24 protein-coding genes are annotated in these 25,817 nt (G+C 69.4%); 15 read left to right on the plus strand and 9 right to left on the minus strand.

All coding sequences use genetic code 11. The features are described 5' to 3' along the window. The first annotated feature begins 20 nt into the window (after positions 1-20). The 12 genes from HMPREF0321_RS13525 to HMPREF0321_RS13580 all read left to right on the plus strand — a co-directional run bounded on the left by HMPREF0321_RS13525 (position 21) and on the right by HMPREF0321_RS13580 (position 13,780). Positions 21-2,033, plus strand: coding sequence for an MFS transporter (locus HMPREF0321_RS13525; RefSeq protein ID WP_006947289.1), 2,013 nt, complete (start codon positions 21-23; stop codon positions 2,031-2,033). 70 nt (positions 2,034-2,103) lie between these two features. After that, on the plus strand, positions 2,104-3,621 hold the full coding sequence (dop, locus tag HMPREF0321_RS13530; RefSeq protein WP_006947228.1) for a depupylase/deamidase Dop: 1,518 nt from the start codon (positions 2,104-2,106) through the stop codon (positions 3,619-3,621). Between the two features lie 180 nt (positions 3,622-3,801). Continuing rightward, positions 3,802-3,993, plus strand: coding sequence for a ubiquitin-like protein Pup (locus HMPREF0321_RS13535; protein WP_006947260.1), 192 nt, complete (start codon positions 3,802-3,804; stop codon positions 3,991-3,993). A 133-nt stretch (positions 3,994-4,126) separates the two neighbouring features. Then, positions 4,127-5,500, plus strand: coding sequence for a Pup--protein ligase (pafA, locus tag HMPREF0321_RS13540; protein WP_006947220.1), 1,374 nt, complete (start codon positions 4,127-4,129; stop codon positions 5,498-5,500). Positions 5,501-5,604: 104 nt separating this feature from the next. Next, positions 5,605-6,654 (plus strand): FKBP-type peptidyl-prolyl cis-trans isomerase, encoded by a 1,050-nt coding sequence (locus HMPREF0321_RS13545; protein WP_006947214.1) that lies wholly within the window; start codon positions 5,605-5,607, stop codon positions 6,652-6,654. 41 nt (positions 6,655-6,695) lie between these two features. Beyond that, the gene (locus tag HMPREF0321_RS13550) at positions 6,696-7,115 is read left to right on the plus strand and encodes an FKBP-type peptidyl-prolyl cis-trans isomerase (protein ID WP_006947303.1); all 420 of its coding nucleotides are present in this window, start codon (positions 6,696-6,698) and stop codon (positions 7,113-7,115) included. A gap of 206 nt (positions 7,116-7,321) precedes the next feature. Further along, on the plus strand, positions 7,322-8,314 hold the full coding sequence (locus HMPREF0321_RS13555; RefSeq protein ID WP_006947232.1) for a YafY family protein: 993 nt from the start codon (positions 7,322-7,324) through the stop codon (positions 8,312-8,314). Beyond that, a complete protein-coding gene (locus tag HMPREF0321_RS13560) occupies positions 8,311-9,387 on the plus strand; it encodes a YafY family protein (RefSeq protein ID WP_006947310.1) in 1,077 nt (358 codons plus the stop codon). The genes HMPREF0321_RS13555 and HMPREF0321_RS13560 overlap by 4 nt, the downstream gene beginning before the upstream one ends. Continuing rightward, positions 9,384-9,725 (plus strand): hypothetical protein, encoded by a 342-nt coding sequence (locus tag HMPREF0321_RS13565; protein WP_006947226.1) that lies wholly within the window; start codon positions 9,384-9,386, stop codon positions 9,723-9,725. Before HMPREF0321_RS13560 ends, HMPREF0321_RS13565 begins: the two co-directional genes overlap by 4 nt. 56 nt (positions 9,726-9,781) lie before the next feature. Then, the gene (gene tatA, locus HMPREF0321_RS13570) at positions 9,782-10,066 is read left to right on the plus strand and encodes a Sec-independent protein translocase subunit TatA (RefSeq protein ID WP_006947258.1); all 285 of its coding nucleotides are present in this window, start codon (positions 9,782-9,784) and stop codon (positions 10,064-10,066) included. 17 nt (positions 10,067-10,083) lie between these two features. Further along, positions 10,084-10,908, plus strand: a complete 825-nt coding sequence (gene tatC / locus HMPREF0321_RS13575) for a twin-arginine translocase subunit TatC (RefSeq protein ID WP_006947222.1) — start codon at positions 10,084-10,086, stop codon at positions 10,906-10,908. A gap of 82 nt (positions 10,909-10,990) precedes the next feature. Further along, positions 10,991-13,780 (plus strand): RNA helicase, encoded by a 2,790-nt coding sequence (locus tag HMPREF0321_RS13580; protein WP_006947218.1) that lies wholly within the window; start codon positions 10,991-10,993, stop codon positions 13,778-13,780. Between the two features lie 3 nt (positions 13,781-13,783). On the opposite strand, the gene HMPREF0321_RS13585 is transcribed toward HMPREF0321_RS13580, so the two are convergent. Then, a complete protein-coding gene (locus HMPREF0321_RS13585) occupies positions 13,784-14,710 on the minus strand; it encodes a 5'-3' exonuclease (RefSeq protein ID WP_006947213.1) in 927 nt (308 codons plus the stop codon). A 43-nt stretch (positions 14,711-14,753) separates the two neighbouring features. Then, positions 14,754-15,257 carry a Cys-tRNA(Pro) deacylase gene (gene ybaK, locus HMPREF0321_RS13590; RefSeq protein WP_006947301.1) on the minus strand — a complete coding sequence of 168 codons (504 nt, stop codon included), beginning with the start codon at positions 15,255-15,257 and terminating at the stop codon, positions 14,754-14,756. 284 nt (positions 15,258-15,541) lie between these two features. On the opposite strand from ybaK, the gene lnt reads away from it, so the two are divergent. Both lnt and HMPREF0321_RS13600 read left to right on the plus strand, forming a co-directional pair. Next, complete coding sequence (gene lnt, locus HMPREF0321_RS13595) at positions 15,542-17,242, plus strand: apolipoprotein N-acyltransferase (RefSeq protein ID WP_006947221.1); 1,701 nt, start codon at positions 15,542-15,544, stop codon at positions 17,240-17,242. A gap of 103 nt (positions 17,243-17,345) precedes the next feature. Beyond that, on the plus strand, positions 17,346-17,978 hold the full coding sequence (locus HMPREF0321_RS13600) for an FxsA family protein (RefSeq protein ID WP_006947225.1): 633 nt from the start codon (positions 17,346-17,348) through the stop codon (positions 17,976-17,978). Positions 17,979-18,110: 132 nt separating this feature from the next. On the opposite strand, the gene HMPREF0321_RS13605 is transcribed toward HMPREF0321_RS13600, so the two are convergent. The 7 genes from HMPREF0321_RS13605 to HMPREF0321_RS13635 all read right to left on the minus strand — a co-directional run bounded on the left by HMPREF0321_RS13605 (position 18,111) and on the right by HMPREF0321_RS13635 (position 25,148). Next, positions 18,111-18,479, minus strand: coding sequence for an RNA polymerase-binding protein RbpA (locus HMPREF0321_RS13605; RefSeq protein WP_006947299.1), 369 nt, complete (start codon positions 18,477-18,479; stop codon positions 18,111-18,113). Positions 18,480-18,697: 218 nt separating this feature from the next. Then, complete coding sequence (locus HMPREF0321_RS13610; protein WP_006947229.1) at positions 18,698-20,065, minus strand: MFS transporter; 1,368 nt, start codon at positions 20,063-20,065, stop codon at positions 18,698-18,700. Between the two features lie 56 nt (positions 20,066-20,121). Continuing rightward, positions 20,122-21,075, minus strand: coding sequence for an Rv0909 family putative TA system antitoxin (locus tag HMPREF0321_RS13615; protein WP_006947227.1), 954 nt, complete (start codon positions 21,073-21,075; stop codon positions 20,122-20,124). After that, a complete protein-coding gene (locus HMPREF0321_RS13620) occupies positions 21,072-21,884 on the minus strand; it encodes a gamma-glutamyl-gamma-aminobutyrate hydrolase family protein (RefSeq protein WP_006947309.1) in 813 nt (270 codons plus the stop codon). The genes HMPREF0321_RS13615 and HMPREF0321_RS13620 overlap by 4 nt, the downstream gene beginning before the upstream one ends. An 88-nt stretch (positions 21,885-21,972) precedes the next feature. Beyond that, positions 21,973-23,544, minus strand: a complete 1,572-nt coding sequence (locus tag HMPREF0321_RS13625) for an APC family permease (protein WP_006947263.1) — start codon at positions 23,542-23,544, stop codon at positions 21,973-21,975. A 163-nt stretch (positions 23,545-23,707) separates the two neighbouring features. Continuing rightward, on the minus strand, positions 23,708-24,568 hold the full coding sequence (locus HMPREF0321_RS13630; RefSeq protein ID WP_006947219.1) for a pseudouridine synthase: 861 nt from the start codon (positions 24,566-24,568) through the stop codon (positions 23,708-23,710). A 103-nt stretch (positions 24,569-24,671) separates the two neighbouring features. Further along, complete coding sequence (locus tag HMPREF0321_RS13635) at positions 24,672-25,148, minus strand: SRPBCC family protein (protein ID WP_006947224.1); 477 nt, start codon at positions 25,146-25,148, stop codon at positions 24,672-24,674. Between the two features lie 212 nt (positions 25,149-25,360). Between HMPREF0321_RS13635 and HMPREF0321_RS13640 the strand changes: the two genes are divergently transcribed. Further along, a complete protein-coding gene (locus HMPREF0321_RS13640; protein WP_006947257.1) occupies positions 25,361-25,789 on the plus strand; it encodes a PH domain-containing protein in 429 nt (142 codons plus the stop codon). The last annotated feature ends 28 nt before the right edge of the window (positions 25,790-25,817 follow it).

The raw sequence follows: 25,817 nt of genomic DNA on the forward strand, positions 1-25,817 counted from the left end.
GTCGTCGCCCGAGGAGCTTCGTGCCCAGCCGTCACTCACCCGCCCACGCCGAGCCCTCGGCCCGCTCCGGTGCGGGCTCGTCGCGTCAGAGCCTGATCGCCGCCGTCTTGTGCATCGCCGGCACCGTCGTCGCGCTGCAGCAGACGCTCGTCATCCCGCTCATCCCCGAGTGGCCGACGCTGCTGCACACGAGCGCCGACAACACCTCATGGCTCGTCACCGCGACGCTGCTCGCGGGTGCCGTCGCGACGCCCATCCTGGCGCGCCTGGCGGACATGGTCGGCAAGAAGAAGATCATGCTCGTGTCGCTGGCTTTCGTCATCGTCGGCTCGGTCATCGGTGGTATCGGCTCGGGGCTCGGCGCGCTCGTCGTCGCGCGCACGTTCCAGGGCGTGGGCGCGTCGATGATCCCGATCGGCATCAGCATCCTGCGCGACGAGCTGCCACGCGAGAAGGTGGGCGGCGCCGTCGCGACGATGAGCGCGACCCTCGGCATCGGCTCCGCGATCGGGTTGCCGCTCGCCGGTTTCCTCGTCGAGCACTTCTCCTGGCACATGGTGTTCTGGGTGTCGGTCGTCTCCGCGAGCCTCATGTTCGCGGCCGTCGCGCTCGTCGTGCCCGAATCGAAGGTCACCTCGCGCGGACGCTTCGACCTCGTCGGCGCCGTGCTGCTGTCGGCGGCGCTGCTGTGCCTGCTCGTGCCCATCACCAAGGGCGGGCAGTGGGGTTGGGGGAGCGAGCGCGTCCTGCTCCTGTTCGCCGCGAGCATCGCGCTGTTCGCCGTCTGGGCGCCGTACGAACTGCGTCACAACTCGCCGATGGTCGATCTGCGCACCTCGGCGCGACGCCCCGTGCTGCTGACGAACGCCGCGAGCCTGCTCGTCGGCTTCGCCATGTACGCCAACATGATGACGACGACCCAGCAGCTGCAGATGCCCGAAATCACCGGGTACGGCTTCGGCATGTCCGTCATCGCCGCGGGCGTCGCGATGCTGCCCGGTGGCCTCGCGATGGTCGTGCTGTCGCCCGCGAGCGCCGCCGTCACGAAGCGCTTCGGCGCCCGCACGACACTGCTCGCCGGCGCGCTCGGCCTTGCCGCGTCGTACACGCTGCGCGTCTTCCTCACCGGCGCGGTGTGGCAGGTCGTGCTCGGCGCCACGCTGTGCAGCGCCGCGACAGCGTTCGCGTACGCCGCGATGCCGACACTCATCATGCGGTCGGTGCCGCTGACGGAGACCGCGTCCGCGAACGGCCTCAACACGCTGCTGCGCTCGATCGGCACGTCGACGTCGTCCGCCGCCGTCGCGGCGATCCTGACGAACATGGCGATGCACGTCGACGGGCACGACCTGCCGAAGCTCGCCGCGTTCAAGGCCGTCTTCGTCATGGCCGCCATCGCGGCGCTCGCCTCCGCCATCGTCGCTGCGTTCGTGCCGACGGCGCAGCCCGCGTCCGCAAGCGCGCCGAGCGCCACCCCCGCGACGCGCCCCGCCCCGGCGAGCGCCGACAAGGACGCCGTGCGTGGTGGCGACAGCCGCGAGATCGTCGCGACCGGAACGCTCGTCGGCCTCGACGGCCACCCCGTACGCCGCGGCGTCGTGACGGCGCTCGCCAGCGACGGCGCGCACCTCGACTGGGGGCGCGTCGACGACGACGGGTGCTACCGCCTCGCCCTGCCCGGCGCGGGACGCTACGTACTCGTCGCCTCCGCCGAGGGCTGGGCCACACGCTCGCGGATCGTCGAGGTCACGGGCCCCGGTCTGCCGCAGTTGAGCCTCGTCGACCCGCTGCAGCTCACGGGCGTCGTGCGGCGCAGCGACGGTTCACCGGCCGCGCAGGTGCCGGTGACGCTCATCAAGCACTCGGGCGAGTACCACGCGGACACGCTCACCGACGGCGAGGGCCGCTACGTCATGCCGCTGCCGCCGGGCGGGCGCTACGTCGTCGCCGCTCTCGATGCCGAGCACGACGCGACAGCCGCGGCGAGCGTCACCGTGCTCACCGAACCGGTGAGCGCCGACATCACCCTCTGACCCGCCGATTTCGCCCGCGATTTCGGGCGCGGGCACTCGGAATCCCGGGCAACATCACTAGGGTGGCGCCATGACGGTTCAGCGCATCATGGGCATCGAGACCGAGTACGGCGTGCTGCGCCCCGGCGATCAACGGACGACGCCGATGGTGCTGTCGGGCCTCGTCGTGCGCGCCTACGCGAACGACGTTGGCCTCAACGCGGCGCAGAGTCGGTGGGACTACAGCGACGAGTCGCCGTTGCGCGATCAGCGCGGCTACGACATCGCTCGCGAGGTCGCGCACGAGAGCCAGCTGACCGACGACATCGACCCGAGCTTCGCCAACGTCGTGCTCAAGAACGGCGCGCGCCTGTACGTCGACCACGCCCACCCCGAGTACAGCTCGCCGGAAGTGACGACGCCCCGCGACGCCGTCGCGTACGACCGCGCGGGCGAGGTCATCATGCGGCGCACGGCGGCGTTGCTCGCCGACGACGAGGACGGCCCGACGCAGCTGTACAAGAACAACACCGACGGTCAGGGCGCCTCGTACGGCACGCACGAGAACTACCTGCTGCGCCGCGACGTGCCGTGGGCGCGCGTCGTCGCGGGCATGACGCCGTTCTTCGTCGCGCGTCAGGTCGTCACCGGCAGCGGCCGCGTCGGCATCGGCACCGAGAGCGAGCGGGCCGGTTTCCAGCTCACTCAGCGCGCCGACTTCTTCGAGGCCGAGGTCGGTCTCGAGACGACGTTGAAGCGTCCCATCATCAACACGCGCGACGAGCCGCACGCCGACCACCGCAAGTATCGCCGCCTGCACGTCATCGTCGGCGACGCCAACCACGCCGACGTCGCGAACCTGCTCAAGATGGGCATGACGAGCCTCGTGCTCGGCGCCCTCGAGGACGAGGCCCTGCCGCGGATCGTCCTCGCGCGACCGGTCACGTCGATGCGCGCCGTCAGTCACGACCTGACGCTCGCCGAGCCGCTCGACCTCGTCGACGGCCGCGCGATGAGCGCGCTCGACATCCTCGAGGCGTACCGCGATGCCACGCACACGTGGTGGCAGCGGCGCGGCGACGACCCGGTCGAGGAGCAGACGCGCGAGGTCTTCGAGCACTGGGGGCGCGTCCTCGACGGGCTGCGTCGCGACCCCATGAGCCTCGCGGCCGACCTCGACTGGGTGGCGAAGAAGAGCGTCATGGAGGCGTTCATGACACGCCATGATGTCGGGTGGGACGACCCGCGTCTGCGCGCGCTCGACATCCAGTGGTCCGACGTGCGCGCCGACAAGGGCCTGTTCCACACGTTCGAACGCGCCGGTCGCTTCACCCGCGTCGTGAGTGACGAGGACGTCGCGCGCGCCGTCGTCGAGCCCCCGCGCGACACGCGAGCATGGCTGCGCGGCAAGAGCATCGAGGCGTTCGGCAGCGACGTCGCCTCCGCGTCGTGGGACGGGATGGTCTACCGCACCACGCAGCCGTCGAGCTACACGCGCATCCGCCTGCCCGAGCCACTCGCCGGCAGCGCCGAGCAGACCCGCGGTTGGTTCGACGCCGACGTCGCGCACCTCATCGCTCAGGTCGGGCCCGACCTCGTCGTGGAGTGAGCGAATCGGGGCGGGCTGCGCGACGACGTGGCACAGCTGCTCGAAAATTGTGCACTTGCACGGGGTTTGTGCCGCTCATTCCTCCTGCAGATGCGCATTACTCGTGCAACGAGCGCTCCGGCGTTCGGGCGGCGATAGGGTGGCGAACAGCAACCAGCGACGTCATTTCGAGGAGCAACGATGAGCGGTCAGCAGTTCAAGAACGCCAGCGGCAAGGGCGACGACGAGTTCGAGGCAGGCGCAGACGCCGGCCAGGTGCAGGCGGCGTCGTCGACGAGCGACATCGACTCGATGCTCGACGAGATCGACGGCGTGCTCGAGACCAACGCGAGCGAGTTCGTCTCCGGGTTCGTGCAGAAGGGCGGCGAGTGACGCCACGGGCTACGCGCCCGACGCAGGGTTGATGCGATAACGCGATAACGCGATAACGCGACACCACCGCGAGCGGCCCAGACACCGCGTCCAGTCACGACCTCAGCAGTCAGTCAGACGATCAGGAGCAGCCATGGAACGCCGCATCTACGGCATCGAGACGGAGTTCGGCGTCACCGCGACGACGAACGGCCAGCGTCGCCTGACGCCCGACGAGGTGAGCCGCGCGTTGTTCCGCAAGGTCGTCGCGTGGGGGCGTTCGAGCAACGTCTTCCTCGACAACGGCTCGCGCCTCTACCTCGACGTCGGCGCGCACCCCGAGTACGCGACGGCCGAGTGCGATTCGCTGCTTGATCTCGTCGCCCAGGATCGCGCCGGCGAGCGCATCCTCGACGACATGACGAGCGACGCCCAGGCGCGCCTGGCGGAGGACGGCGTCGACGGCACGATCTACGTATTCAAGAACAACACCGACTCGGCGGGCAACTCCTACGGCTGCCACGAGAACTTCCTGCTCGATCGCGGCGCCGACATGAACCGCATCGCGGAGATCTTCGTCGCGTTCCTCGTCTCCCGCCAGCTCGTCGCGGGCGCCGGCAAGCTGCTCGTGCGCGACGGGCGCACCGTGTTCAACCTGACGCAGCGCGCCGAGCACATCTGGGACGGCTACTCGAGCGCGACGACGCGCTCACGCCCCATCATCAACAGCCGCGACGAACCGCACGCCGACTCGGCGCGCTACCGTCGCCTGCACGTCATCGTCGGCGACTCGACGATGAGCGAGGCGACGACGCTGCTCAAGGTCGGCTCCGCCCACCTCGTGCTGCGCATGATCGAGGCGGGGGAGAGCTTCCCGCGCCTGCACCTCGCCAACCAGATCCAGGCGATCCGCGACGTCTCCGCCGACCCCACCGGCCAGTGCGTCATCGAGCTGCAGGGCGGCACGAGCATGACGGCCCTCGCGATGCAGCACATGTTCCTCGAGCGCGCGACGGCGTTCGTCGAGCGCGAGGGCGACCCCGACCCGGCGATCGCGGACGTCCTCGACCTGTGGGGGCGCACCCTCGAGGCGGTCGAATCGCAGAACTTCACCGGCATCGAGACCGAGATCGAATGGGTCATCAAGCGCAAGCTGCTCACCGACTACGCGGCGCGTCAGGGCCTCGAGTTGGACGACCCGAAGCTCGCCCAACTCGACCTCACGTTCCACGACATCCGCGCCGGACGCGGCGTGTTCGGCCTGCTCGAGAAGGCTGGACGCGTGCGACGCATCGTCGACGACGCCCGCGTCACCGAGGCCATGACGACGCCGCCACAGACAACACGCGCGAAGCTGCGCGGCGATTTCGTCAGGGCCGCGCGTGAGGCGGGGCGTGACTTCACCGTCGACTGGGTGCACCTCAAGCTCAACGACCAAGCCGGCCGCACGCTCATGTGCAAGGATCCGTTCCTCGCCACCGATGCCCGCGTCGATCGTCTCGTCGAGAGCCTGACGACGCCCGTCTGAGACGCCTGCGGGCTCGGACGCACAGGCCCTTGCCAGGCAAAGCACACCCCACGCGGGTTATCGTGGCGGACGACCTGTCACCCATCGCGCGAGGATCCTCTGCTGTGACTTCCCCCAAGCGTCTGCTTGCCCTGGCCGCTCTGCCCATCGTCTTCCTGGCCGGATGCGGCAACGACGACTCGAAGGCCTCCAAGAGCTCGAGCGGCTCCTCCGGCGCCAGCGCGTCGTCGAACGCATCGTCACCGTCGTCGTCGAGCGGGCTGTCCGCACCCGCGACGAAGGGCAACCTCGACGACGTCAAGGTCGACACGAAGGACGCTGCGAAGCCCACCGTCTCGATCCCGAAGGACAAGCTGCCGTTCGGCACGAGCAGCACGAAGCCGAAGATCCTGACGCAGGGTTCCGGCAAGACGGTCGGCAACAACGACATCGTCAAGGCCAACTTCGTCATGGTGAACGGCACGACCGGCAAGACGATCGGTTCGACGTTCGGTGAGACCGTGCCCAGCTTCAACATGAGCGACAACAACAACCTGCCGGGCATCATCAGCACGCTGAAGGGCCAGAAGGCCGGGACGAAGCTCGTCGTCTCCCTGCCGCCGAAGGACAGCTTCGGTGCCGCGGGCAACGAGAAGATCGGTGTCGGCGCGAACGACAACCTCGTGCTCTACATGGAGATCAAGGCCACCGACACGCCGCTCAAGGAAGCCCAGGGCACGACCAAGGACGTGCCCGCCGACATGCCGAAGGTCAGCGTCCCCGCCGGCCAGGGCAAGCAGGCGAGCATCACCGTCGCCAAGGGCGCGAAGGCCCCGACGAGCCTCAAGACGGCCACCCTCATCGAGGGCAACGGCAAGAAGGTCGCCTCCGGCGACTCGGTCGCCGTCAGCTACACCGGCCAGATCTGGGGCACGTCGACGATCTTCGACGCCACCGCGAAGCACAACGACGGTGGCAAGCCGTCGGTGTTCGTCATCGGCAAGGGCCAGGTCATCACCGGCTGGGACAAGGCGCTCGTCGGCCAGAAGGTCGGCAGCCGCGTGCTCGTCGTGGTGCCGCCGTCCGAGGGCTATGGCAAGGACGGCAACCAGCAGGCGGGCATCAAGGGCACCGACACCCTCGTGTTCGTCGTCGACATCCTCGCCGCCAACTGACACGCTGAGCCTGTCAGCGACACTTTCTCGAAGGAGCAACCATGGGTTTCGACCCCAAGACGACCAAGCCCGAGATCGACTTCCCCGGTGACACCCCGCCGGCGGAACTCGTCGTCGAGGACATCACCGTTGGTGACGGCGCCACCGTCGAGGCCGGCGACATCATCAAGGCGCACTACGTCGGCGTCTCCTGGTCGACCGGCGAGGAGTTCGACGCCTCGTGGAACCGCGGCGAGCCGCTGGAGTTCACCGCCGGCGTCGGCCAGGTCATCCAGGGCTGGGATGAGGGCCTGCTCGGCATGAAGGTCGGCGGCCGCCGCAAGATCATCATCCCGCCGGCGCTCGGCTACGGCGAGCGCGGCGCGGGTGCCTCGATCGGCCCGAACGAGACGCTGATCTTCGTCGTCGACCTCGTTTCGACGAACAAGCCCGGCGCTGGACGCTCCTTCGGCCTGCGCTGAGGTAGCCTTCGCCGCTCTGGTCGTCCCGCGAGTGGGTTCGGCCTGAGCAACAAGACGGGGTGAGTGCCATCGGTACTCACCCCGTTCTGCGTGCCCGTGGCCATCACGCGGGGCCGAGTGCCGCCAATCGCACACCTGTGCGAATGAGAGGGTAGGCTCTGCAGCAGGACCACGGCGTCAGACCCGACAGCGACGAAGGAGCGAGCGTGGCAGCACGACCCACCCCGGAGGCGAAGACCGAGCGCCTGCTCAACCTCGTCATCGCGCTGCTCTACACGCGCAGGCCGCTGACGAAGGACGCCATCCGTCAGGCCGTGCGCCCGTACACCGAGGCACCGAACGACGAAGCCTTCGACCGGATGTTCGAGCGGGACAAGGACGAGTTGCGTGAGCTCGGCATCCCGCTGCGCGCCGAACCCATCGACATCCTGTTCGAGGACGAGATCGGCTACCGCATCGACAAGCGTGAGTACGAGCTGCCCGACCTGCACTTCGACGCCGACGAACTCGCTGTCCTCGGCCTCGCCTCGCGTGCGTGGCAGCAGGCCAGCCTCGCCGGCCCTGCGGCGGCGGCGATGCGCAAGCTCGAGGCGCTCGACATCAGCCCCGACGTCGAATCGGTCGTCGGCCTCGAACCTCGTATCCGCACCAGCGAACCCGCCTTCGACGCCGTCAAGGACGCGGTGATGACGCGGCGCGCCATCACGTTCACCTACCGCGCGGCCGGGCGGGAGAGCGCTGTGCGTCACGTTCAGCCGTGGACGGTGACGAACCGCCGGGGTCATTGGTACGTCGCCGGGTTCGACACCGACCGTGACGCGCCGCGCGTCTTCCGTCTCTCGCGAATCGAGGGCCCGGTGCGACTCGTCGGCAAGCCGGGCGCCTACGAGGTGCCGGACGATCACGACACGAGCGCCCTCATCGAACGTACCGAACGCACCCCCGACTGGGCGCCTGCCGTCCTGCGGGTGCGCGCGGGGCGAGGACACTCGCTCGTGCGGCGCGCCCGCACCGTCGGCGTCATCGACGAGACGTGGCAGCTCATCGACATCGAGTACGCCGACCCCGGCGTGCTCGCCGACGAAGTCGTCTCCTTCGGCGCCGACGTGCTCGTGGAGAAGCCCGACGAGCTGCGCGAACGTGTCATGGCGCGCCTGCGGGGCGCCTATGAAGCCCAGACGGCGGAGACTGCACCATGAACGCCCGCACTGACAAGGCCGCCCGCTCTGGGGCGATCGACTCTGGGTCCGCCGACACGGGGTCCATCAGCTCGGGGTCGATCAACTCGGGGCCGATCAACTCCGAAGCGGCGACGACGCGCCTGTCACGGCTGCTCACGATGGTGCCGTGGCTGATGAACCGTCAGGGCATCGACATCGAGGAGGCGGCCCGCACCCTCGGCGTCAGCCGCGCGCAGATCGAGGCCGACCTCGAGCTGCTCTTCGTCTGCGGCACACCCGGCCACATGCCCGACGACCTCATCGAGGCCGAGTGGGAGCAGGGGCGTGTCTACATCCGCAACGCCGACGCCATCGCCAAACCGCTGCGCTTCACCCGCGACGAGGCGCTCGCCCTCACCGTCGGGCTGCGCACGCTGCTCGACGTGCCCGGGCTGCAGGAGCGCGACGCCGTCGATCGCGCCCTCGCCAAGCTGAGCGAGGCGACGGGGGAGAGCGGCGCCGCACGCGTCCACGTCAGCCTCGAACGCGATGGTGAGCAGGTGCTCAGCACGCTGCAGGACGCGGTGCGCCGCGCACATCGGGTGCACCTGCGCTACCTTGCGCCGGCCCGGGACGAGGTGACGGAGCGTGACGTCGACCCGCTGCGCCTGTTCACCTCCGACGGCCACTGGTACCTCGAAGGGTGGTGCCGTCGCGCCGAGGGCATGCGCACGTTCCGTCTCGACCGCATCGAGAGCGTCGAGCTCCTCGATGTCCGGGCCGAGATCCCGCAGGACGCGCAGCGCACCGACCTCTCGCGCGGCTTCTTCGCCCCCAGCCCCGACGCGCCGCAGGTGCGTCTGCGGGTGCAGCGGGCCGCGTTCTGGATCATCGACTACTACCCGTGCTTCGACGTCGAACGATCCGACGACGGCGAGCACGCAGACGTCTCGCTCGTCCTCGGCGACGGGCGCTGGTTGCGCCGGTTGCTGCTGCAGCTCGGCCGGGACGCCCAGGTGCTCGCGCCTGCCGCGGTGCGGGCGCAGGTCGCCGACGAGGCCCGCCGCGCCCTCGACGCCTACGCCGAGATGCTCGGGGGCACCGTGCCGTGACGTGGTGGATGTGGCTGCTGTTCTGGGCGATCTTCTGGGTCACGGCCGTCGCCTACCTCGCCTGGCGATGCTGGCGCGTGTGGCCGCACGCGCGCGACTTCGCCCGCACGACGTCCGAGGCGTGGTCGCGTCTCGACGAGGCGCGCAACCTCGCCGAGCAGCGATCCGCCGCCGAGAACAGTGCGGCGCTCGTCACGCAGGGCGTCGACGATCTCGCGTGGAACAAGCCGGCCTCGCACTGGCGAGGCGAGCGTCAGCGGGCCCGCGAACGGCAGCGCGACCTGCGCTTGGACTCCCAGGCCGAGGTGTGGTCGTCTTGGCGCGATCCACTAGAGTGAACGACGACCATGCGGCTGCCGCCGCGCCGGAAACTCCCGGGACTCAAGGACTGGCCATGAAAAACCTGCTCGAACACCCCGCGTCACTGCTCATCCTGGTGCTCGTCATCGTCGTGCTCCTGGGCTGGAAGAAGCTGCCCGACATGGCGCGCAGCCTCGGGCGCAGCTCGCGCATCCTCAAGAGCGAGATCGACGAGATGAAGACGGAGAGCAACCGGTCGAAGGCCTCCGGCGCCACCGTCGAGGGTGAGACGGCGAACCCGGTGCACGACGCCAACGGCAACCCGGTCCACTCCGGTGACCCCGTGACGCGCACCGACGCGCACCGCAACGACGTCTGATCGGATCCCGTTCGCTCGTGGCAATCTTCGGACGACGCAAGGACAACCCCGAAGCGCGGATGTCCATCGGCGACCATCTGCGCGAATTCCGCAACCGCGCGATCGTCGCCGGCGTCGCGATCCTGCTGTGCTGCATCATCGGCTGGCACTACTACCAGAACATCTACGACTTCATCGAGCAGCCGTTCCGCGACTACCAGCACGCCCACCCCGAGGCGCACGTCGAGGTCGCGTTCAACGCCGTCACGGCGCCGTTCAACCTCAAGTTGAAGGTCGTGGCGTGGGCCGGCCTCATCCTCGCGGCGCCCGTGTGGCTGTGGCAGATCTGGGCCTTCCTCGTGCCCGGCCTGACGCCGCGGGAAAAGCGCGTCGGCCGCATCTTCGTCGCCTCAGCGATCGTGCTGTTCGCCTGCGGCGTCTACATGGGGTCGCTGACCTTCGGCAACGCCGTCGAGATGTTCATCAGTGCGACGCCGCGCGGCGCGGCCAACTTCGCCGACGGCGGGATGTACTTCTCGTTCGTCACCCGCTTCATCCTGTCGTTCGGGCTGACGTTCATGCTGCCGATCCTGCTGCTGGCACTCAACGCGGTCGGCGTGCTCAAGGGCCGGATCATGCTCAAGGGGTGGCGCTTCGCCGTCATCATCGCAGTGGCCTTCGCGGCCATCATGACGCCGACGCCGGACGTCTACACGATGTTCCTCATGGCAGTGCCGCTCATCGTGCTGTTCTTCGGCAGCGCGGGGCTAGCCCTCGCACTCGACGCGTGGCGTGCACGCAAGGAGAAGCGTGAGCGTCCGGCCTGGATGGACGTCAGCGACGACCAGGCCTCGGCCCTGTGAGGCCCAGGCTGCAGGCACGACACACATGACGCCCGACGGCGGGCTCCCGAGCGGGAGCCCGCCGTTGTCATAGCCTGGGGGCATGTCGTCGCCCGCCGAGAAGTTCGCCCAGGCCGCTCGTCGGCGAAAGTTCGACTCGAGTCACCTCGGCCACTTCGTCGAGACGTTGCCGTACCCGCTCGACGACTTCCAGTCGGAGGCGGCGCGGACCGTGCAGGACGGACGCAGCGTCCTCGTCGCAGCGCCGACGGGTGCGGGCAAGTCCGTCGTCGGCGAGTTCGCCTGCTATCTCGCGGTGCACACCGGGCGCAAGGCGTTCTACACGACGCCGATCAAGGCGCTGTCGAACCAGAAGTACGCCGACCTCGTCGAGATGCTCGGAACGGAGAACGTCGGGCTGCTGACCGGTGACACCTCGCACAACAGTGAGGCGCCGGTCGTCGTCATGACGACCGAGGTGCTGCGCAACATGCTCTACGCGGGCAGTTCGACGCTGGGCGGCCTCGGCTTCGTCGTCATGGACGAGGTCCATTACCTCGCCGACCGCTTCCGCGGCGCCGTCTGGGAAGAGGTGATGATCCACCTGCCCGAGTCGGTGCAGGTCATCGCGCTGTCGGCGACGGTGAGCAACGCCGAGGAGTTCGGCGACTGGATGCAGCAGGTGCGCGGCGACACCGACGTCGTCATCACCGAGCACCGCCCGGTGCCGCTGTACCAGCACATGATGGTCGGCGCGCGCCTGTACGACCTGCTGGGCGAGGACGAACGCGGCGATCGCGTCGTCAACCCCGACCTGCTCTCGCGCATCGCGAGCCTGACGGCGCCCGCGCGCGGCGGTCACCGCTTCGACGTCGGCGCCCCGTCCGGTCGACGTGGGCGCGGCCGCCGTCCCGTGCCGCGTCAGCCGCAGGGGGAGACGTTCCGCCCGGCGCCGCGCGCCGAGGTCATCGCCGCACTCGATCGCGCGGGGCTGCTGCCGGCCATCACGTTCATCTTCAGCCGCGCCGGGTGCGAGGGCGCCGTCGCGCAGCTGCTCGGGTACGGCATGCAGTTGGTCACCGACGATGAGAGCGCCACGATCCGCGCCTACGTCGCCGAGCGCGTCGCGCACATCCCCGTCGAGGATCTTGCCGTCATCGGTTACCACGACTTCGTCGAGGGCCTCGCGCGCGGCTTCGCCGCGCACCACGCGGGGATGCTGCCGACGTTCCGCGAGATCGTCGAGGAACTGTTCGTCACCGGTCAGATCAAGGCCGTATTCGCGACGGAGACGCTCGCTCTCGGCATCAACATGCCGGCGCGCAGCGTCGTGCTCGAACGGCTCGTCAAGTACAACGGTGAAGCTCACGTCGACGTCACGCCCGCGGAGTTCACCCAGCTGACGGGCCGCGCGGGCCGGCGCGGCATCGACGTCGAGGGCCACGCGATCGTCCTGTACAACCGCGGCGTCGAACCGGAGGCGGTCGCAGGCCTCGCATCGCGCCGCACCTACCCGCTGCGCTCGAGCTTCCGCCCGACGTTCAACATGGCCGTCAACCTCGTCCACACCGTCGGACGGGAGCGGGCGCGCGAGGTGCTCGAGTCGTCGTTCGCGCAGTTCCAGGCCGACCGCAGCGTCGTCGGGTTGTCGCGTCAGATCGCCAAGAACAATGAGGGCCTCGAGGGCTACGCCGAGGCGATGCAGTGCCACCTCGGCGATTTCGCGGAGTACGCGGGCATCCGCCGTCGCATCAGCGACCTCGAGAAGAACGCGCAGAAGCGACGCGCCGCCGCCCTGCGCGCCGCCGCGGACCGCTCGCTCGCCGACCTCAGCCCCGGCGACGTCGTGCGCGTGCCGTCCGGGCGACGTGAGGGGCTCGCCATCGTGGTGCGCACCAACCGCGGCGGCAAGCGCGAGGGCCCGAGCCCGTCCGTCGTCACCGAGGACGCACAGCTGCGCCAGATCCGTTCCAGCGACATCCACGCGCCGCTCGAGGTGCTGACGCACCTCGCCATCCCGAAGACATTCACCGCACGCTCGTCGAAGTCGCGCCGCGACCTCGCGGCGACGCTGCGCGCCAAGGTGCCGCACGATCCGCCGAAGCCGTTGCGACGCACCGAGATCGAACCGGACAAGGCCGTCACCGCGGAGATCGAGGAGTTGCGACGCCGGCTCGCCGCCCATCCGTGCCACGCGTGCGAGTACCGCGAGGAGCACGCGCGCTGGGCGCAACGCTGGTGGACGCTGCGCCGCGAGACCGACGCGCTCGTCACGAAGGTCGAGAACCGGACGAACACCGTCGCGAAGCAGTTCGACCGCATCTGCGACCTGCTGCTCGAGTTCGACTACCTCGCGGCCGATCCGTCGGCTGCCGGTGGAGTGAAGCTGACCGACGACGGCGCGATGCTCATGCGCCTGTACTCGGACAAGGATCTGCTCACCGCCGAGTGCCTGCGCTCGGGTGCGTGGAAGGGCCTTGACGCACCGTCGCTCGCGGCGGCCGTCTCGGCGCTCGTCCACGAGTCGCGGCGTGACGTGGTCGGTGAGACCCCGCGCATGCCGAACCGTGATGTCGCCGACGCGCTGGAGCGCACGCACGAGCTGTGGTCGGTCATCGACGACGCGCTCGTCATGCACCGACTGCCCGAGATGGCGGCACCCGACGCGGGCCTGGCCTGGGCCGCGCACCGCTGGGCGAGCGGCCAGGGCCTCGAGACGGTGCTACGCGACGAGGACCTCACCGCCGGCGACTTCGTACGACGCTGCCGTCAGCTCGTCGACGTGCTCGACCAGATCGCCGCCGCCACCGATGACGACGGCATCCGCAGGGCAGCGCGCAAGGCGATCAAGGGCGTGCAGCGCGGCGTCGTCGCGGCTGACCGGATCGACTGAACGTCAGCGGGCGAGGGCTGCGGAAAGGCGTTCAGCGGAGCCGCCCATGTCCCAGCGCGCTGCGAAGTCAGCGAATCCGGCGCCGTCGGCGACGCCCTGCGGGCGCGTCGTGACGAGGTCGTGGGGCACACGGACGTCGAGAGCGACGTCGACGACGCGCGGTGCGACGTCGAGGTAATCGGAGGCTGCCTCGAGACGCGTGCGGCGTGCGCCCTTGATCCGCGGGTCGCCGGAGGCGATGGCGTCGCGGATGGCCGCGAGGGAGCCGAACTCGGCGATGAGGGCCGCCGCCGTCTTCTCACCGATGCCGGCGACACCGGGCAGCCCGTCACTCGTGTCGCCGCGCATGACGGCCATGTCGGCGTAGGCGCGGCCCGTCGCGACGCCGTACCTCGCCATGAGGAAGCTCTCGTCGACGAGGTCGGGGGCCCGCACGCCACCCTTGGCCGTGTAGATGACGCGCACGCCCATCGCGTCGTCGACGAGTTGGAACAGGTCACGGTCACCGGTGACGACGTCGACGGGGCCGGCGTCGCGGAATCGGTGCGTCAGGGTGCCGATGACGTCGTCGGCCTCGTACCCGTCGACGCCGAGGCGGGTGATGCCTGCGAGTTCGAGCAGTTCGCGGATGAGCGGCACCTGCGGGGTGAGGTTCTCGGGGCTCTCCTCGGCGACGTCGGAGCCCTCTTGCACGCGGTGCGCCTTGTAGCTCGGGATCGCCTCGACGCGGAACGCGGGGCGCCAATCGTTGTCCCAGCAGGCGACGATGTCGGTCGGTTCGTACGTCGTGAGCAGCGTCGCGATCATGTCGGCGAAGCCGCGCAGCGCGTTGTTGGGCGTGCCGTCGGCGGCGGTGCGCTCGGGCACGCCGTAGAAAGCGCGGAAGTAGAGGCTGGCAGAGTCGAGCAGCATGAGTCGGCGCGGCGTCATGGGCGCCATCCTGTCACGGTGCGGCGTCGAGCGTCAGTGCTCGTCAGCGCGCGATGTCGGCCATGTGGGCGTCGCAGGCACGGGCGAGGTCGTCGGGGGAGAGCCGCACGTCGAAGCCGCGACGGCCGCCGGAGACGCAGACCCGCGGATGTTCGTGCGCCTGCGCGTCGATGACGACGTCGAGGCGTGAGCGCGTTCCGAGTGGGCTGACGCCGCCGAGGACGTAGCCGGTGAGGCGCCGGACGTCGGCCTCCGCGGCCAGCACAGCTTTCTTCGCGCCGCACGCGGCGGCGACCGCCTTGAGGTCCGCCGTCGTCGAGACGGGGACGCAGGCCATCGCGAAGCGGCCGGTGTCGAGCTTCACGACGAGCGTCTTGTAGACCGTCGCAGGGTCGAGCCCCAGCGCGGATGCCGCCTCGGCGCCGTAGCTCGTGACGTCGGGATCGTGGGCGTAGGGGAGCGCCTCGTAGGCGATACCGAGCCGGTCGAGGGCGCGGGTCGCGGGCGTGGCGGGTGGTGTGTTCATCGTGCGAGACATCGTGTTCATCCTCCTACCTCATGCGCGACGGATTCAAGGTGAGCGACATGCCTACGCACACAAGGCATGACGCACCTCGGCCACTGTTCGACGCCCCGTCGGCCGGGCGCCAGTGCGCTCGCCTGCGTTGCTCCCGGGCTGTGGGGCGGCTATGTTGGCTCGAACGCGCCCGTTGCGCGCGTCATTGCGGACGGGCCTCACGCCTAGTAGAAAACTTCGCGGTTCACCCCGCGATGGCCCCAACGGCGTGAGCCCGTCCGCCGCCTCTCGCCTGAGAGGCCTACGCTTGGCCGGTGCCCACGAAATCTCTCCTTCGCGCATTCGGCGCCATCAGCGCCGGGTTGCTCCTGTGGCTCGCGTTTCCCGACCACGGTCTGTGGTGGACGCCGCCGATAGCCGTCGCCCTCATCACGCTGTGCCTCTGGCGCGTGCGGGCGCGCACCGGCGCGCTGCTCGGTTTCGTCTTCGGCATGGCGTTCTTCCTGCCGACGCTGTCGTGGTCGGGCGTCTACGTCGGCGCGTTCCCGTGGACAGCGCTCGCCGTCCTCGAATCGCTCTACATGGCCGCGCTCGGCGCAGCGGTTGCGCTCGTGCAACGCCGCCGCATCGCGCCGTTCGTCGTCGCCTGCCTGTGGGTGACGCAGGAATGGCTGCGCTCGACGACGCCGTTCGGCGGATTCCCCTGGGCACGCCTGTCGTTCTCCCAGGCCGACGCACCGTGGGCACCGCTCATCGCGTGGGTCAGCGCACCCGGCCTGACGTTCGTGCTCGCGCTCGCGGGCGCGGCGCTCGCATCGTGCGTGGCCCTGGCCGCGCCGCGGCTCTTCACGGCGGAACGGCGGGGGAGTGCGGGCCGAACGTCTGCTTCGGATTCGGCTTCGGTTTCGGACGACGCCTACACCTCAGCGAACGCCACGGGCTCCGGGGCCACGCCTGTTGGTGACGCACGGCCCGACGACGCCCGCGGCATCACGGCTCGTCTCCCGATCGCCGTGCCCGCTGCGGCCGCGTCGACGGCCGTCCTCGCACTGATCGTCGGCTCACTCATCACGCCCGGCACGAGCGGGCGGATGCTGCGCGTCGCCGGCGTGCAGGGCAACGTGCCCACCGAGGGGCTCGAGTTCAACGCGCAGCGCCGCGCCGTGCTCGACAACCACGTCCACGCGACGCTCGACCTCGCCAAGCAGATCGATGCCGGAGCGACGCCGCGCCCCGATGTCGTCGTCTGGCCCGAGAACGCCTCCGACATCGACCCCAAACGCAACCCCGACGCGGGCGCCGAGATCGCCTCGGCCCTCGCCGCCGTCAACACGCCGCTCATCGTCGGTGCCGTGCTGAACGAACCGCGCCCCGAGGTGTCCAACGCGTCGATGCTCTACCTGCCCGGCAAGGGCCTGAGCGACACCTACGTCAAGCAGCACCCGGTGCCGTTCGGCGAATACATCCCGTACCGTTCGTTCTTCCGCACGTTCTCCTCGCGGGTCGACCTCGTCAAGGCCGACTTCGCCTCCGGGCGCAAGGTCGGGTTGTTCACGCTGCCGAACGCGAAGGGTGACGTGAAACTCGCCCCGATCATCTGCTTCGAGGTCGCCTACGACGATCTGCTGCGCAAACCGGCGAACCAGGGCGCACAGATCTTCGCCGTGCAGACGAACAACGCGACGTTCGGCCACACCGCCGAGTCGACGCAGCAACTCGAGATCTCGCGCCTACGCGCGCTCGAATACGGCCGCTCGATCATCCACGTCTCGACGGTCGGCGTCAGCGCCCTCATCACCCCCGACGGGCAGCTGCACGAGCGCAGCGAACTGTTCACGCAGAAGGTGCTGACCGGGCAGCTGCCCCTGCGTTCGGACGCGACGCCCGCCCAGCGGCTCGGACGCTGGCCCGAGATCGCCGCCTCCGTCGTCAGCGTCGTCGCGCTCGCGTTCGCGCTGCGTCATGCCCGCCTGCCGCGCCGTCGCCGCCGCAAGAACGGTCGCGGCGACGCCTGAGCCCGCTCTCGCTGGTGCCAACGGGGGTTTCACGACCGGCGATCGCTTCACGATTCGTCGACGAATCGGAACTCTTCGAGCGTGCCCGCGCGTTGAACGAGATGTGAACACCACGACTCGACCTCGCCGCCGCGGCTTCGCGCGCTGGCTCATGCTGGCGTTGCTCGTCGTCCCCGTCGTCGAGGTCTTCATCATCCTCAAGGTCGGGCAGCAGATCGGTGGCCTCAGCACCTTCCTGCTGCTCCTGTTCTGGTCGGCGCTCGGCGCGTGGATCGTCAAGCGCGAGTTCTCGCGCGCGTTCGGCTCCCTCCGTCAGGCGTTCGGCTCTGGTCGTATGCCTGCGCGCGAGCTTTCCGACGCGGCGCTCGTCCTCATCGGCGGCACGCTGCTGCTCGCCCCGGGCTTCCTCACGGACGCACTCGGCCTGTTCGTCCTGCTGCCCTTCACGCGCCCGCTGACGCGCCGACTGCTCGAAGGTGCCGTCGCACACAAGCTGTTCGGTGCATCTCCCCTTGGTGCGGCCGCCTTTGGTGCCGCGAACGCGGCGCCCGGCCGAGTGCGCTTCACCCGCGTGCGCGCCGCCGATGCGGGCGGCGCTTCGGCGGCTGGTCCGTCACCCGCGCCCGGGCCATACCCCACCGCCGACGCGTTCGCCACGCAGGCCGGGCGCGACGCTGCCTGGAACTCTCCACGACGGGGTGCGTCCGACGTCGTCGAGGGCGAGATCATCGACTGAGTTGGTGAGACGGCTCGGCCGCAGTGCCCTCCGCCGTCACACGCTGATACCCAAGGCCCTGAACAAGACGAGCGAGCACACACGAAGGCCGCCCCCGAACCGGGGGCGGCCTTGTTCGTCACGACGTGAGCGTCACTTGGACGCGGCAGCACGCTTTCGCTTCGGCTTTTCGCCGCGCGACTCGCGCAGCAGCGTGAGGCGCTCGTCGAGCAGCTCCTCGAGCTCTTCGACGGAACGGCGCTCGAGCAGCATGTCCCAGTGGGTACGCGCCGGCTTCGTGGGCTTGCGGTCGGGCTCGGGGCCGTCGACGAGCAGCGCCTCGAGGCCGCAACGGCACTCCCACAGCGCGGGCACGTCGGCCTCGACGGAGAACGGCAGCTCGATGACGTGGCCCTGAGCGCACTTGTAGCTGACCATCTGTCGCTCGCTGAACGCGATGCCCTCGTCGGTCTCGAGCGAGAGCGTGCTGAGGTTGGTGCCTCGCAGTGAACGTTCTGCCATGGTGTCTCCCTACGTCACACGGGGTTCGTGGTGGTTCGTGATGCGCTGAGCCTGCAGCCCGCGCGATCCTGACGGAACAACGCCGGCCGGGGGCCGTTTGTTCCGCACGCACGCCGACGCGCTGACACACCAGTCTACGGCGCGGACGGGACGCGTCACGAATCGCGTTCGGGGGAGCGGCCGGCGCGCATCCTGCCGCCGGTCTCGAGCCCGGGGCGTCAGCCGGCGGCGCGTGCCCGGGCGCTGCCTCGCTCGACGTCGACGCGGCGCAGCAGCACCGCGCCGAGCGCGAAGAAGACAACGAGCGCGACGATCGACAGGCGGTAGGAGCCAGTCAGCTGGTGCACGAGACCGAACGTGAGGGTGCCGAACCAGCTCGTCCCTCGCTCCATCGCCTGATAGAGGCTGAAGTACTCCGACTCCCGGCCCGTCGGCACGAGCCGCGAGTACAACGACCGGCTGAGTGCCTGCGACCCGCCGAGCACGATGCCGATGCCGACGCCCAGCACGAGCCACAACCCGAACTGCCCCGACGGCAGGAAGAACGCTGCGAACACGACGAGCGTCCACAAGCCGAGGGAGAGCAACACGGCCCGTTTGGCGCCCATCGTCCGCGCGAGCCGACCGAACAGCAGCGCGCCGAGGAAGGCGACGAACTGCACGAGCAGGATCGTCACGATGAGCTGGCTGTCGCCGAAGCCCAGCTCCTCCTTGCCGTACAGGCTCGCCGAGACGATGACCGTCTGGATGCCGTCGTTGAAGAACAGGTACGCGAGCAGGAACGTCATCGTGTCGGGGAAATGCCGCAACTCCGCGAACGTCGAGCGAAGCTGACGGACGCTGCCGCTCACCGCCGCCGTCAGCGAGCCGGTCACGGCCGGGCCGACCCGACGCACGTCCCGTAGGCCGACAACCGGGATGATCGTGAACATGCCCCACCACACGCCGGCACTCAGCAGATTGACGCGCACGGCCTCGCCCGTCGACAGCCCCAACGAGTCGTGCATCGTCATGACGACGAGGTTGACGGCCAGCAGCAGCCCGCCGCCCAGATAGCCGAGCGCCCACCCCCGTGAACTGACGCGGTCACGCTCGTCGTCGCTCGAGATCTGAACGAGCAGCCCGTCGTAAACGACGAGGGAGGCACCCAGACACTGGTTCGCCAGGATGAGCACGACAACACCGAGCTGCCAGTTGCTGCCTGCGACGAAGAACATCGAACTCGCCCCGAGGGCACCGACGAACGCGAACGCGCCCAGCAGGTGCGCCGGGCGCGAGATGCGGTCGGCGATCGCGCCGACGAAGATGAGCAGGATCGCGCTGATGATCGTCGAGACCGTCACCGTGTACGGCGCGAGCGAGCCGGGCGAGATCGGTAGACCGAGCACGTGCAGGTCGGTGTGGCACGCCAGGTCCGTATCCTGCCCCGGGCAGGCCGCCGACTTCGCGACCGCAGTGAGATACGGGGAGAACAGCACCGTCGACGTCGTCGTCACGTACGCCGAGTTGGCCCAGTCGTAGAAGTACCAGCTGCGCTGGCGCCTCGTCAGAACGGCGTCAGGGGGCGGGGTGGGGGCTTCGATCACGGGTGAAGCGTGTCACATCGACGACGCGATCTTCGGGCATGCGGGCCACTGAGAGGTCAGCGCCGCCGATCGAGGCGCTGCTTGTCGAGGTAGCGCCCCGCCGAGTCGCGCGCCTTCGTGATCTGCGCCGAGTACTTGCGGCCCGTGCGCTGGTCGACGAACTCGCCGGCCTTGTCGGTCATGGCGCGCACCTTCTCGGGGTTCTGCTGCACGTAGCGGCGACCCTGCGCGACGAGCTGCCTGGCGATGTTGGTCTTCATGGGGCGTGATCCTAGTGGACGTCCGCCGTCTCGTCCCTGTGCCCAGGGCAGCAGCAGTGCCGCGAGCTGCTCGGCGGTGTCCACGACGGCCACGGCTCCCGCGCGCGCGAGCTCGTCGTCCGCGGCGTAGCCCCAGCTCACCCCGATCGTCGCGATGCCGTGACGCGCGGCGCCCTCGACGTCGTGGAGGCGGTCGCCGACCATGACGACGTCCGGCCCGGCGTCACGACCGAGCGCGGCCAGCGCGCGGGCGATGACGTCCGCCTTCGTGTCGTCCGGGCGCGTGATGTCGGCCCCGAAGACGCCGTCGAGACCCCCGGTCAGGTATGGCTCGAGGCCGAAGTGGGCGACGATGCGGCGCGCCGTCGGCTGCGGTTTCGACGTCGCGACGGCGACGCTGACGCCGGCAGCGTGCAGCTCGGCGAGCAGGTCGGCCATGCCGGGGTAGAGGTCGTTGTCGAACAGGCGCCCGGCGTTGTAATCCTCGCGGTAGGTGCCGACGATGCCCGGCACCTGCTCGGCCGGGATACCGATGCCTTCGAGGGCGACCTTGAACGGCGGGCCGACGAACGAGTCGAGCACGTGTTGCTCGGGCACCGCGACGCCGTGGACGCCGAGCGCATGCCGCATCGATGCTGTGATGCCGCGCGCCGAGTCGGACAACGTCCCGTCGAGATCGAACAGCACGAGAGTGAGCGGGCCGTGCGGCCAGGTGGTGTCGGCGTCAGCCTGGTGTGAAGCGCCTGTCATGACGCGGCCTGCGCGGTGCCGTGGGTGGGGTTCGCGGTGATGCGCGCGGAGCGGGCCGCGGCGCGGCGCTCAGCGTCGGCGGTGACGGCGTCGACGAACCACGTGAACACCTGCTGCGAACGCACGTCGGCCCCGCTCATCATCTCCGGGTGCCACTGCACGGCCGCGAGGCACCACGCGTCGTCCGCGTGCTGCACCGCCTCGACGAGGCCGTCGTCGGCGCGCGCGACGACCCGCAGCGCGTCGGCGATGGCGTCGAGCGCCTGGTGGTGGAAGGAGTTGACGGCCGCCTTCGTCACACCCCACGCGTCGTGGAGGAACGAGCGTTCCTCGACGCTGATGTGATGCAGCGGCGAGGCGGGGTTGCCCATCGCCATGTGCTGCTGGTCGGTGCCCGCGTAGCGCAGATCCTGGAACAGGCTCCCGCCGAGGGCCACGTTGATGAGCTGCATGCCGCGGCAGATGCCGAGCACGGGCAGCCGGTTCTCGCGCGCGAGCCGGAGCGCCTCGATCTCGTACGCGTCGCGGATCGGCGACGTCGTCTGGCATTCCTGCTTCGCGGGCTGGCCGTACAGCAGCGGGTCGACGTCGGAACCACCGGCGAGCAGCAAGCCGTCGAGCAGGGTCAGCTGTTGCGGCAGTGTCGAGTGATCCGTCGACGGCGGCAACATGATCGGAATGCCGCCGGCCTGCGTGATCGAGCGCGAATAGTCCTCGTTGACGGCGACGCGCCGGTAGCCGGGGAAGAGGTAGTGCGGGTCGTACTCGACGTTCGTGATGATGCCGATGACGGGTTTGCGGGCGCTCATCGTGCGTCCTTCCTGGCCTGGCCCTCGTGGGGCGGTGCGAATGTGACCGTGAATCGCGAATGTGTCCGTGAATCACCGATGTGTCAGCTCAGCGGTCCTCGGGGAGCTGCTTCGGGGTGTCGTCGTAGACGCCCAGCTTCCACGGCAAGTACAACGCCGCCGGCAACACGACGTAGCCGACGATCATCGCCGCGACCGCCCACAGGTTGAGCCCGCCGCCGGGATTGCTGAACTGGCCACGCCAGTCGAACTCGACCATGAGGAGCACCGACGCGGCGATCGACAGGATCGGGAACACGACGTCGAGGAGGACGCTGCGCTTCACATCGTTCGGGCGGTGCCGCGTGCGCCCGAGGAAGCACAGGATGAGCGCGAGCGGCACCATGACGAACTGCACGAACCGCGTCACCGAACTGATGACCATGATGCCGCGCATCGAGTACCCGAACGCCATCGGCACGACGATCGCGAGCACCGCCGTCACGACGAACGCGACGACCGGCACCCCGCGCTGCGACGTCCGACTTGCCGCGGCGGGCAGCATCCGACGGCGGCTCATCGCGTCGAAGATGCGCGGCGTGTTGAAGCTCGCCGCGACGTTGATGCCGAACATGCTGACGAGGGCGCCGAGGACGATGAGGTCGCGCACGATCGAGTTGTCGAAGGCGCTCGCGAGCACGACGGCGTCCTTCGACTCGAGCACGCCCGTCGGGTTGATCATCATCGCCACGGACACGACGGCCACGTACACGACGATGACGACCGCGACACCGATCGGGATGGCGCGCGGCAGGTTGCGGGCCGGGTCTTCCATCTCGCTCGCGGCGCTGCCGGCGCCCTCGAACCCGGTGAACGCGTAGAACGCGGCGAGCATTGCGCCGACGAACGCGGTCGTGTCCATGCTCGGCACGAGAGGGCTGCCGTCGGGGCCCTTGAGATGCGCGAGATCGGAGAAGTGGTTGTCGCCCGTCATCGCCAGCACGACGAGGCCGGCGACGATCGTCAGGACGAGCGCGGCGACCTTGCCGATCGTCGAGATGTTGTTGACGACCTTCGTGATGCGTGTGCCCGCCAGGTTGATCGCGAGCAGCACCACCATGAGCAGGACGAAGCCGATCGTGATGTTCGTCGTCGTCACCGCCTCGTGGCCGCCGAAGACGGTGAGCACGGTCGTCACGACGGCCGTCGCCATGACGCCCCACGCGATCGCGGCGCCGACGAAGCGCGTCAGGCCGACGTAGAACCCGACGTCGTCACCGAACGCGACCCGCGTGTACGCGAACGCCGCGCCGTTCTCGCTCGTCCAACGGGCCGCGGCGGCGAACGTCACGGCGAGGACGGCCGCGAAAACACCGGCGATGACATAGACGAGCGGCGTCCACGTGCCCGCGACCTTCATGACGGCGCCGGGGGAGAGAAAGATGCCCGAGCCGATGATGCCGTTGATCGTCAGCAGGACGATTGACGCGAGCCCGAACTTGGCGCGCGACGTCTTGCGCCCGCTGGTGTCATCCCGATTCGCCGCTTCCTGCGGCGTCTCGCCGCGCGTCGTCGCGTCCTGTGGCGTCTCGCCGCGAGTGGGCTGATCAGGCGTCGTCGCGGGCGTCGACGACCCGTCCGCGCTCGCAGACGGGGTCGAACCCGCCGATGATGCGGCCATGACGGCTTCCTCTCCTCGGGCCGTGCCCCGGCGAGGGGACGACGGCGTCAGTCGCGGTGAGTCGCCCCCAGACGCATCGCCGCGTGATTCGTCCTCATCTGCCTAGTGCTGCGTTCGCCGCCGGCGACGTGACGTCCGCGGGTTGGGCAGGACGTCAGCGTGGTCACGCCGGCGACGGAGCCGCGGTGCCGTCGGGCCAGGTGAGGGTGCGCGCCGATGTGAAGTGGCGGGGGGTGCCGTCGACGGGGTCGACGAACGCGAGCGTCTTCGCGAGCAACTGCAGCGGACGCGTGAAGTCGTCGATGTCGTCGTCGAGACGCACGTGCGGATAGAGCGGATCGCCGACGATCGGGATGCCGAGACCGTTGAGGTGCAGGCGCAGCTGATGGGTGCGGCCCGTGGCGGGGGTCAGTCGGTAGGTGGCGACGTCGCCGCGCACCTGCCCGAGTTCGATGTCGGTGATGGCGTTGACCGGCGCCCCCGGCACCTCGAACGCCTGCGCGAGGCCGTGCTGCTTGCGAATGTGCGACTCGACCCGACGCGGCAGCTCGAGCGACGGGTCGTACGCCGCGACGGCCTCGTACGTCTTGCTCACCTGCCGCGCTTCGAAGATGCCCTGGTATGCAGCGCGCCAGCGTGGCTCGCGCGTCAGCAGGAGCACCCCGGCGGTGAGCCGGTCGAGGCGGTGAACGGGCACGAGCGTCGGTTCGTCGAGCATCGCGCGTGCCTTGACGACGACCGACTGCGTGACGTGCCTGCCGCGCGGGATCGAAGCGAGGAAGTGCGGCTTGTCGACGACGACGATGCGTTCGTCCTCGTGCAGCACCGTGAGTTCGAACGGCACCTCCGGCTCCTCGCGCAGCTCGCGGTGGAAGTGGACGAACGTGTGCGGCCGGTACGGTTCGTCACCGTTCCAGGATCGGCCGTGGTCGTCGACGAAACGGCCGCGTTCGAGCATCCCGTCGACGTCGACGTGGTCGGGCAGCTTGTCGTGCAGGAACGCCCGCATCGTCGGCCAGGGCATGGGGTTCGTGCGGTCACGATCGGGCGTGCGCACCCATGCGGCACTGAGGCCGTGACGGCGGGGAAGGGGATGAAAATCTGGCACGGACGGCGCTCGCGAACCGTCAGGCGCCCGCGGGCGCGCGGCCCGTCGCGGCGGCGTCGAGGGCGGCGAGGCCCTTGTCGACGTCCTTCGCCACCTTCGCGTTCATGCGGATGAGGGTGAACAGGACGCGCTGCGGCGCGCTCTGCGGACCCGTCATCGTCCAGGTGACGTCGGTTCCGCCGTCAGCGGCGGGGGAGAAGGCGAAGTGGGAGGTGTTCTCCGACTCGAACGGCGCCGTGAACGTGAGCGCGACGGTGATCTCGTGCGGCGTCGAGTCGAGGATCTCCCTGTGTCCCGACCCGGCCTTCTTGTCGCCGGCCCACTCGTACGGCGCGCCGACGCCACGTGCGGCCCCCGAATAGGTGCGGCGCAGCTGCGGATCGAGCCCCTCCCACGGTGACCAGTGCACCCATTCGTGCAAGTCGTCGACGAACCCGTGCACCTGCTCGAGCGGCGCAGCGATGTGACGGCTGCGACTGACGCGGAACTCACCCATGCCCCAGAGGATATGCGGGAGCCGCCCGAGCTGGTACACGCACGCTCCGGGGCTCACCCGGCCGCCCTCATCGAGTGTGGTGGCAGGGAATGCCAGGTCGGCCCGGACAGGCCCTGGGTCGCCCGCGTGGCCGGCCTCGCAGCAGGAGTCGCGGAGACAAGGAGTAGGGCGCCGGGCGCCCGCAGGTACCTCCAGCCACGTAGATTCACGGCATGGGAATCTTTCAGGGCCTCGCTGGCAACATGCAGCAGATCGACCCGCAGCAAGCACATGAGCTCTACGGCCCCTGGCTGCTCGAGGGTGAGCAGATCCAGTCGGCGTACAAGATGCTGCGCGACGGCTTCTGCATGACCAACTTCCGCATCATCACGCTCGATCACCAGGGTGCGACGGGGAAGAAGACTCGCGTCAAGTCGATCCAGCTGGCTGCGATCGTGGACGTCACCGCAGAGACCGCAGGCGGAGGAGTCGACGACTCGGAGATCACGATCACGTACGTCGTGACGCCTTACCTCAGGGCCCACACCCTGCAGTACGGCGAGTACACGTTCGAGTTCCCCAAGAACTTCGACATCGCGGCGCTGTATCGGCATCTCATGGGCATCGCCCTCAACAACCGTCAGAACCTGAACCGCGCGTGACAGTGGTGCCTGCCGGCCTGCGTGCGTA

Origin of the sequence: Dermacoccus sp. Ellin185 (assembly GCF_000152185.1) — a bacterium.
Classification (GTDB): Bacteria; Actinomycetota; Actinomycetes; order Actinomycetales; family Dermatophilaceae; genus Dermacoccus; species Dermacoccus nishinomiyaensis.

Coding starts and splice junctions, on each gene's coding strand:
- dop (WP_006947228.1), top strand. CDS start 2,104: ATGACGGTTCAGCGCATCATGGGCATCGAGACCGAGTACGGCGTGCTG.
- HMPREF0321_RS13535 (WP_006947260.1), top strand. CDS start 3,802: ATGAGCGGTCAGCAGTTCAAGAACGCCAGCGGCAAGGGCGACGACGAG.
- pafA (WP_006947220.1), top strand. CDS start 4,127: ATGGAACGCCGCATCTACGGCATCGAGACGGAGTTCGGCGTCACCGCG.
- HMPREF0321_RS13550 (WP_006947303.1), top strand. CDS start 6,696: ATGGGTTTCGACCCCAAGACGACCAAGCCCGAGATCGACTTCCCCGGT.
- HMPREF0321_RS13560 (WP_006947310.1), top strand. CDS start 8,311: ATGAACGCCCGCACTGACAAGGCCGCCCGCTCTGGGGCGATCGACTCT.
- tatA (WP_006947258.1), top strand. CDS start 9,782: ATGAAAAACCTGCTCGAACACCCCGCGTCACTGCTCATCCTGGTGCTC.
- HMPREF0321_RS13580 (WP_006947218.1), top strand. CDS start 10,991: ATGTCGTCGCCCGCCGAGAAGTTCGCCCAGGCCGCTCGTCGGCGAAAG.
- HMPREF0321_RS13585 (WP_006947213.1), bottom strand. CDS start 14,710: ATGACGCCGCGCCGACTCATGCTGCTCGACTCTGCCAGCCTCTACTTC.
- ybaK (WP_006947301.1), bottom strand. CDS start 15,257: ATGAACACGATGTCTCGCACGATGAACACACCACCCGCCACGCCCGCG.
- HMPREF0321_RS13605 (WP_006947299.1), bottom strand. CDS start 18,479: ATGGCAGAACGTTCACTGCGAGGCACCAACCTCAGCACGCTCTCGCTC.
- HMPREF0321_RS13615 (WP_006947227.1), bottom strand. CDS start 21,075: ATGACAGGCGCTTCACACCAGGCTGACGCCGACACCACCTGGCCGCAC.
- HMPREF0321_RS13620 (WP_006947309.1), bottom strand. CDS start 21,884: ATGAGCGCCCGCAAACCCGTCATCGGCATCATCACGAACGTCGAGTAC.
- HMPREF0321_RS13625 (WP_006947263.1), bottom strand. CDS start 23,544: ATGGCCGCATCATCGGCGGGTTCGACCCCGTCTGCGAGCGCGGACGGG.
- HMPREF0321_RS13630 (WP_006947219.1), bottom strand. CDS start 24,568: ATGCCCTGGCCGACGATGCGGGCGTTCCTGCACGACAAGCTGCCCGAC.
- HMPREF0321_RS13635 (WP_006947224.1), bottom strand. CDS start 25,148: ATGGGTGAGTTCCGCGTCAGTCGCAGCCGTCACATCGCTGCGCCGCTC.
- HMPREF0321_RS13640 (WP_006947257.1), top strand. CDS start 25,361: ATGGGAATCTTTCAGGGCCTCGCTGGCAACATGCAGCAGATCGACCCG.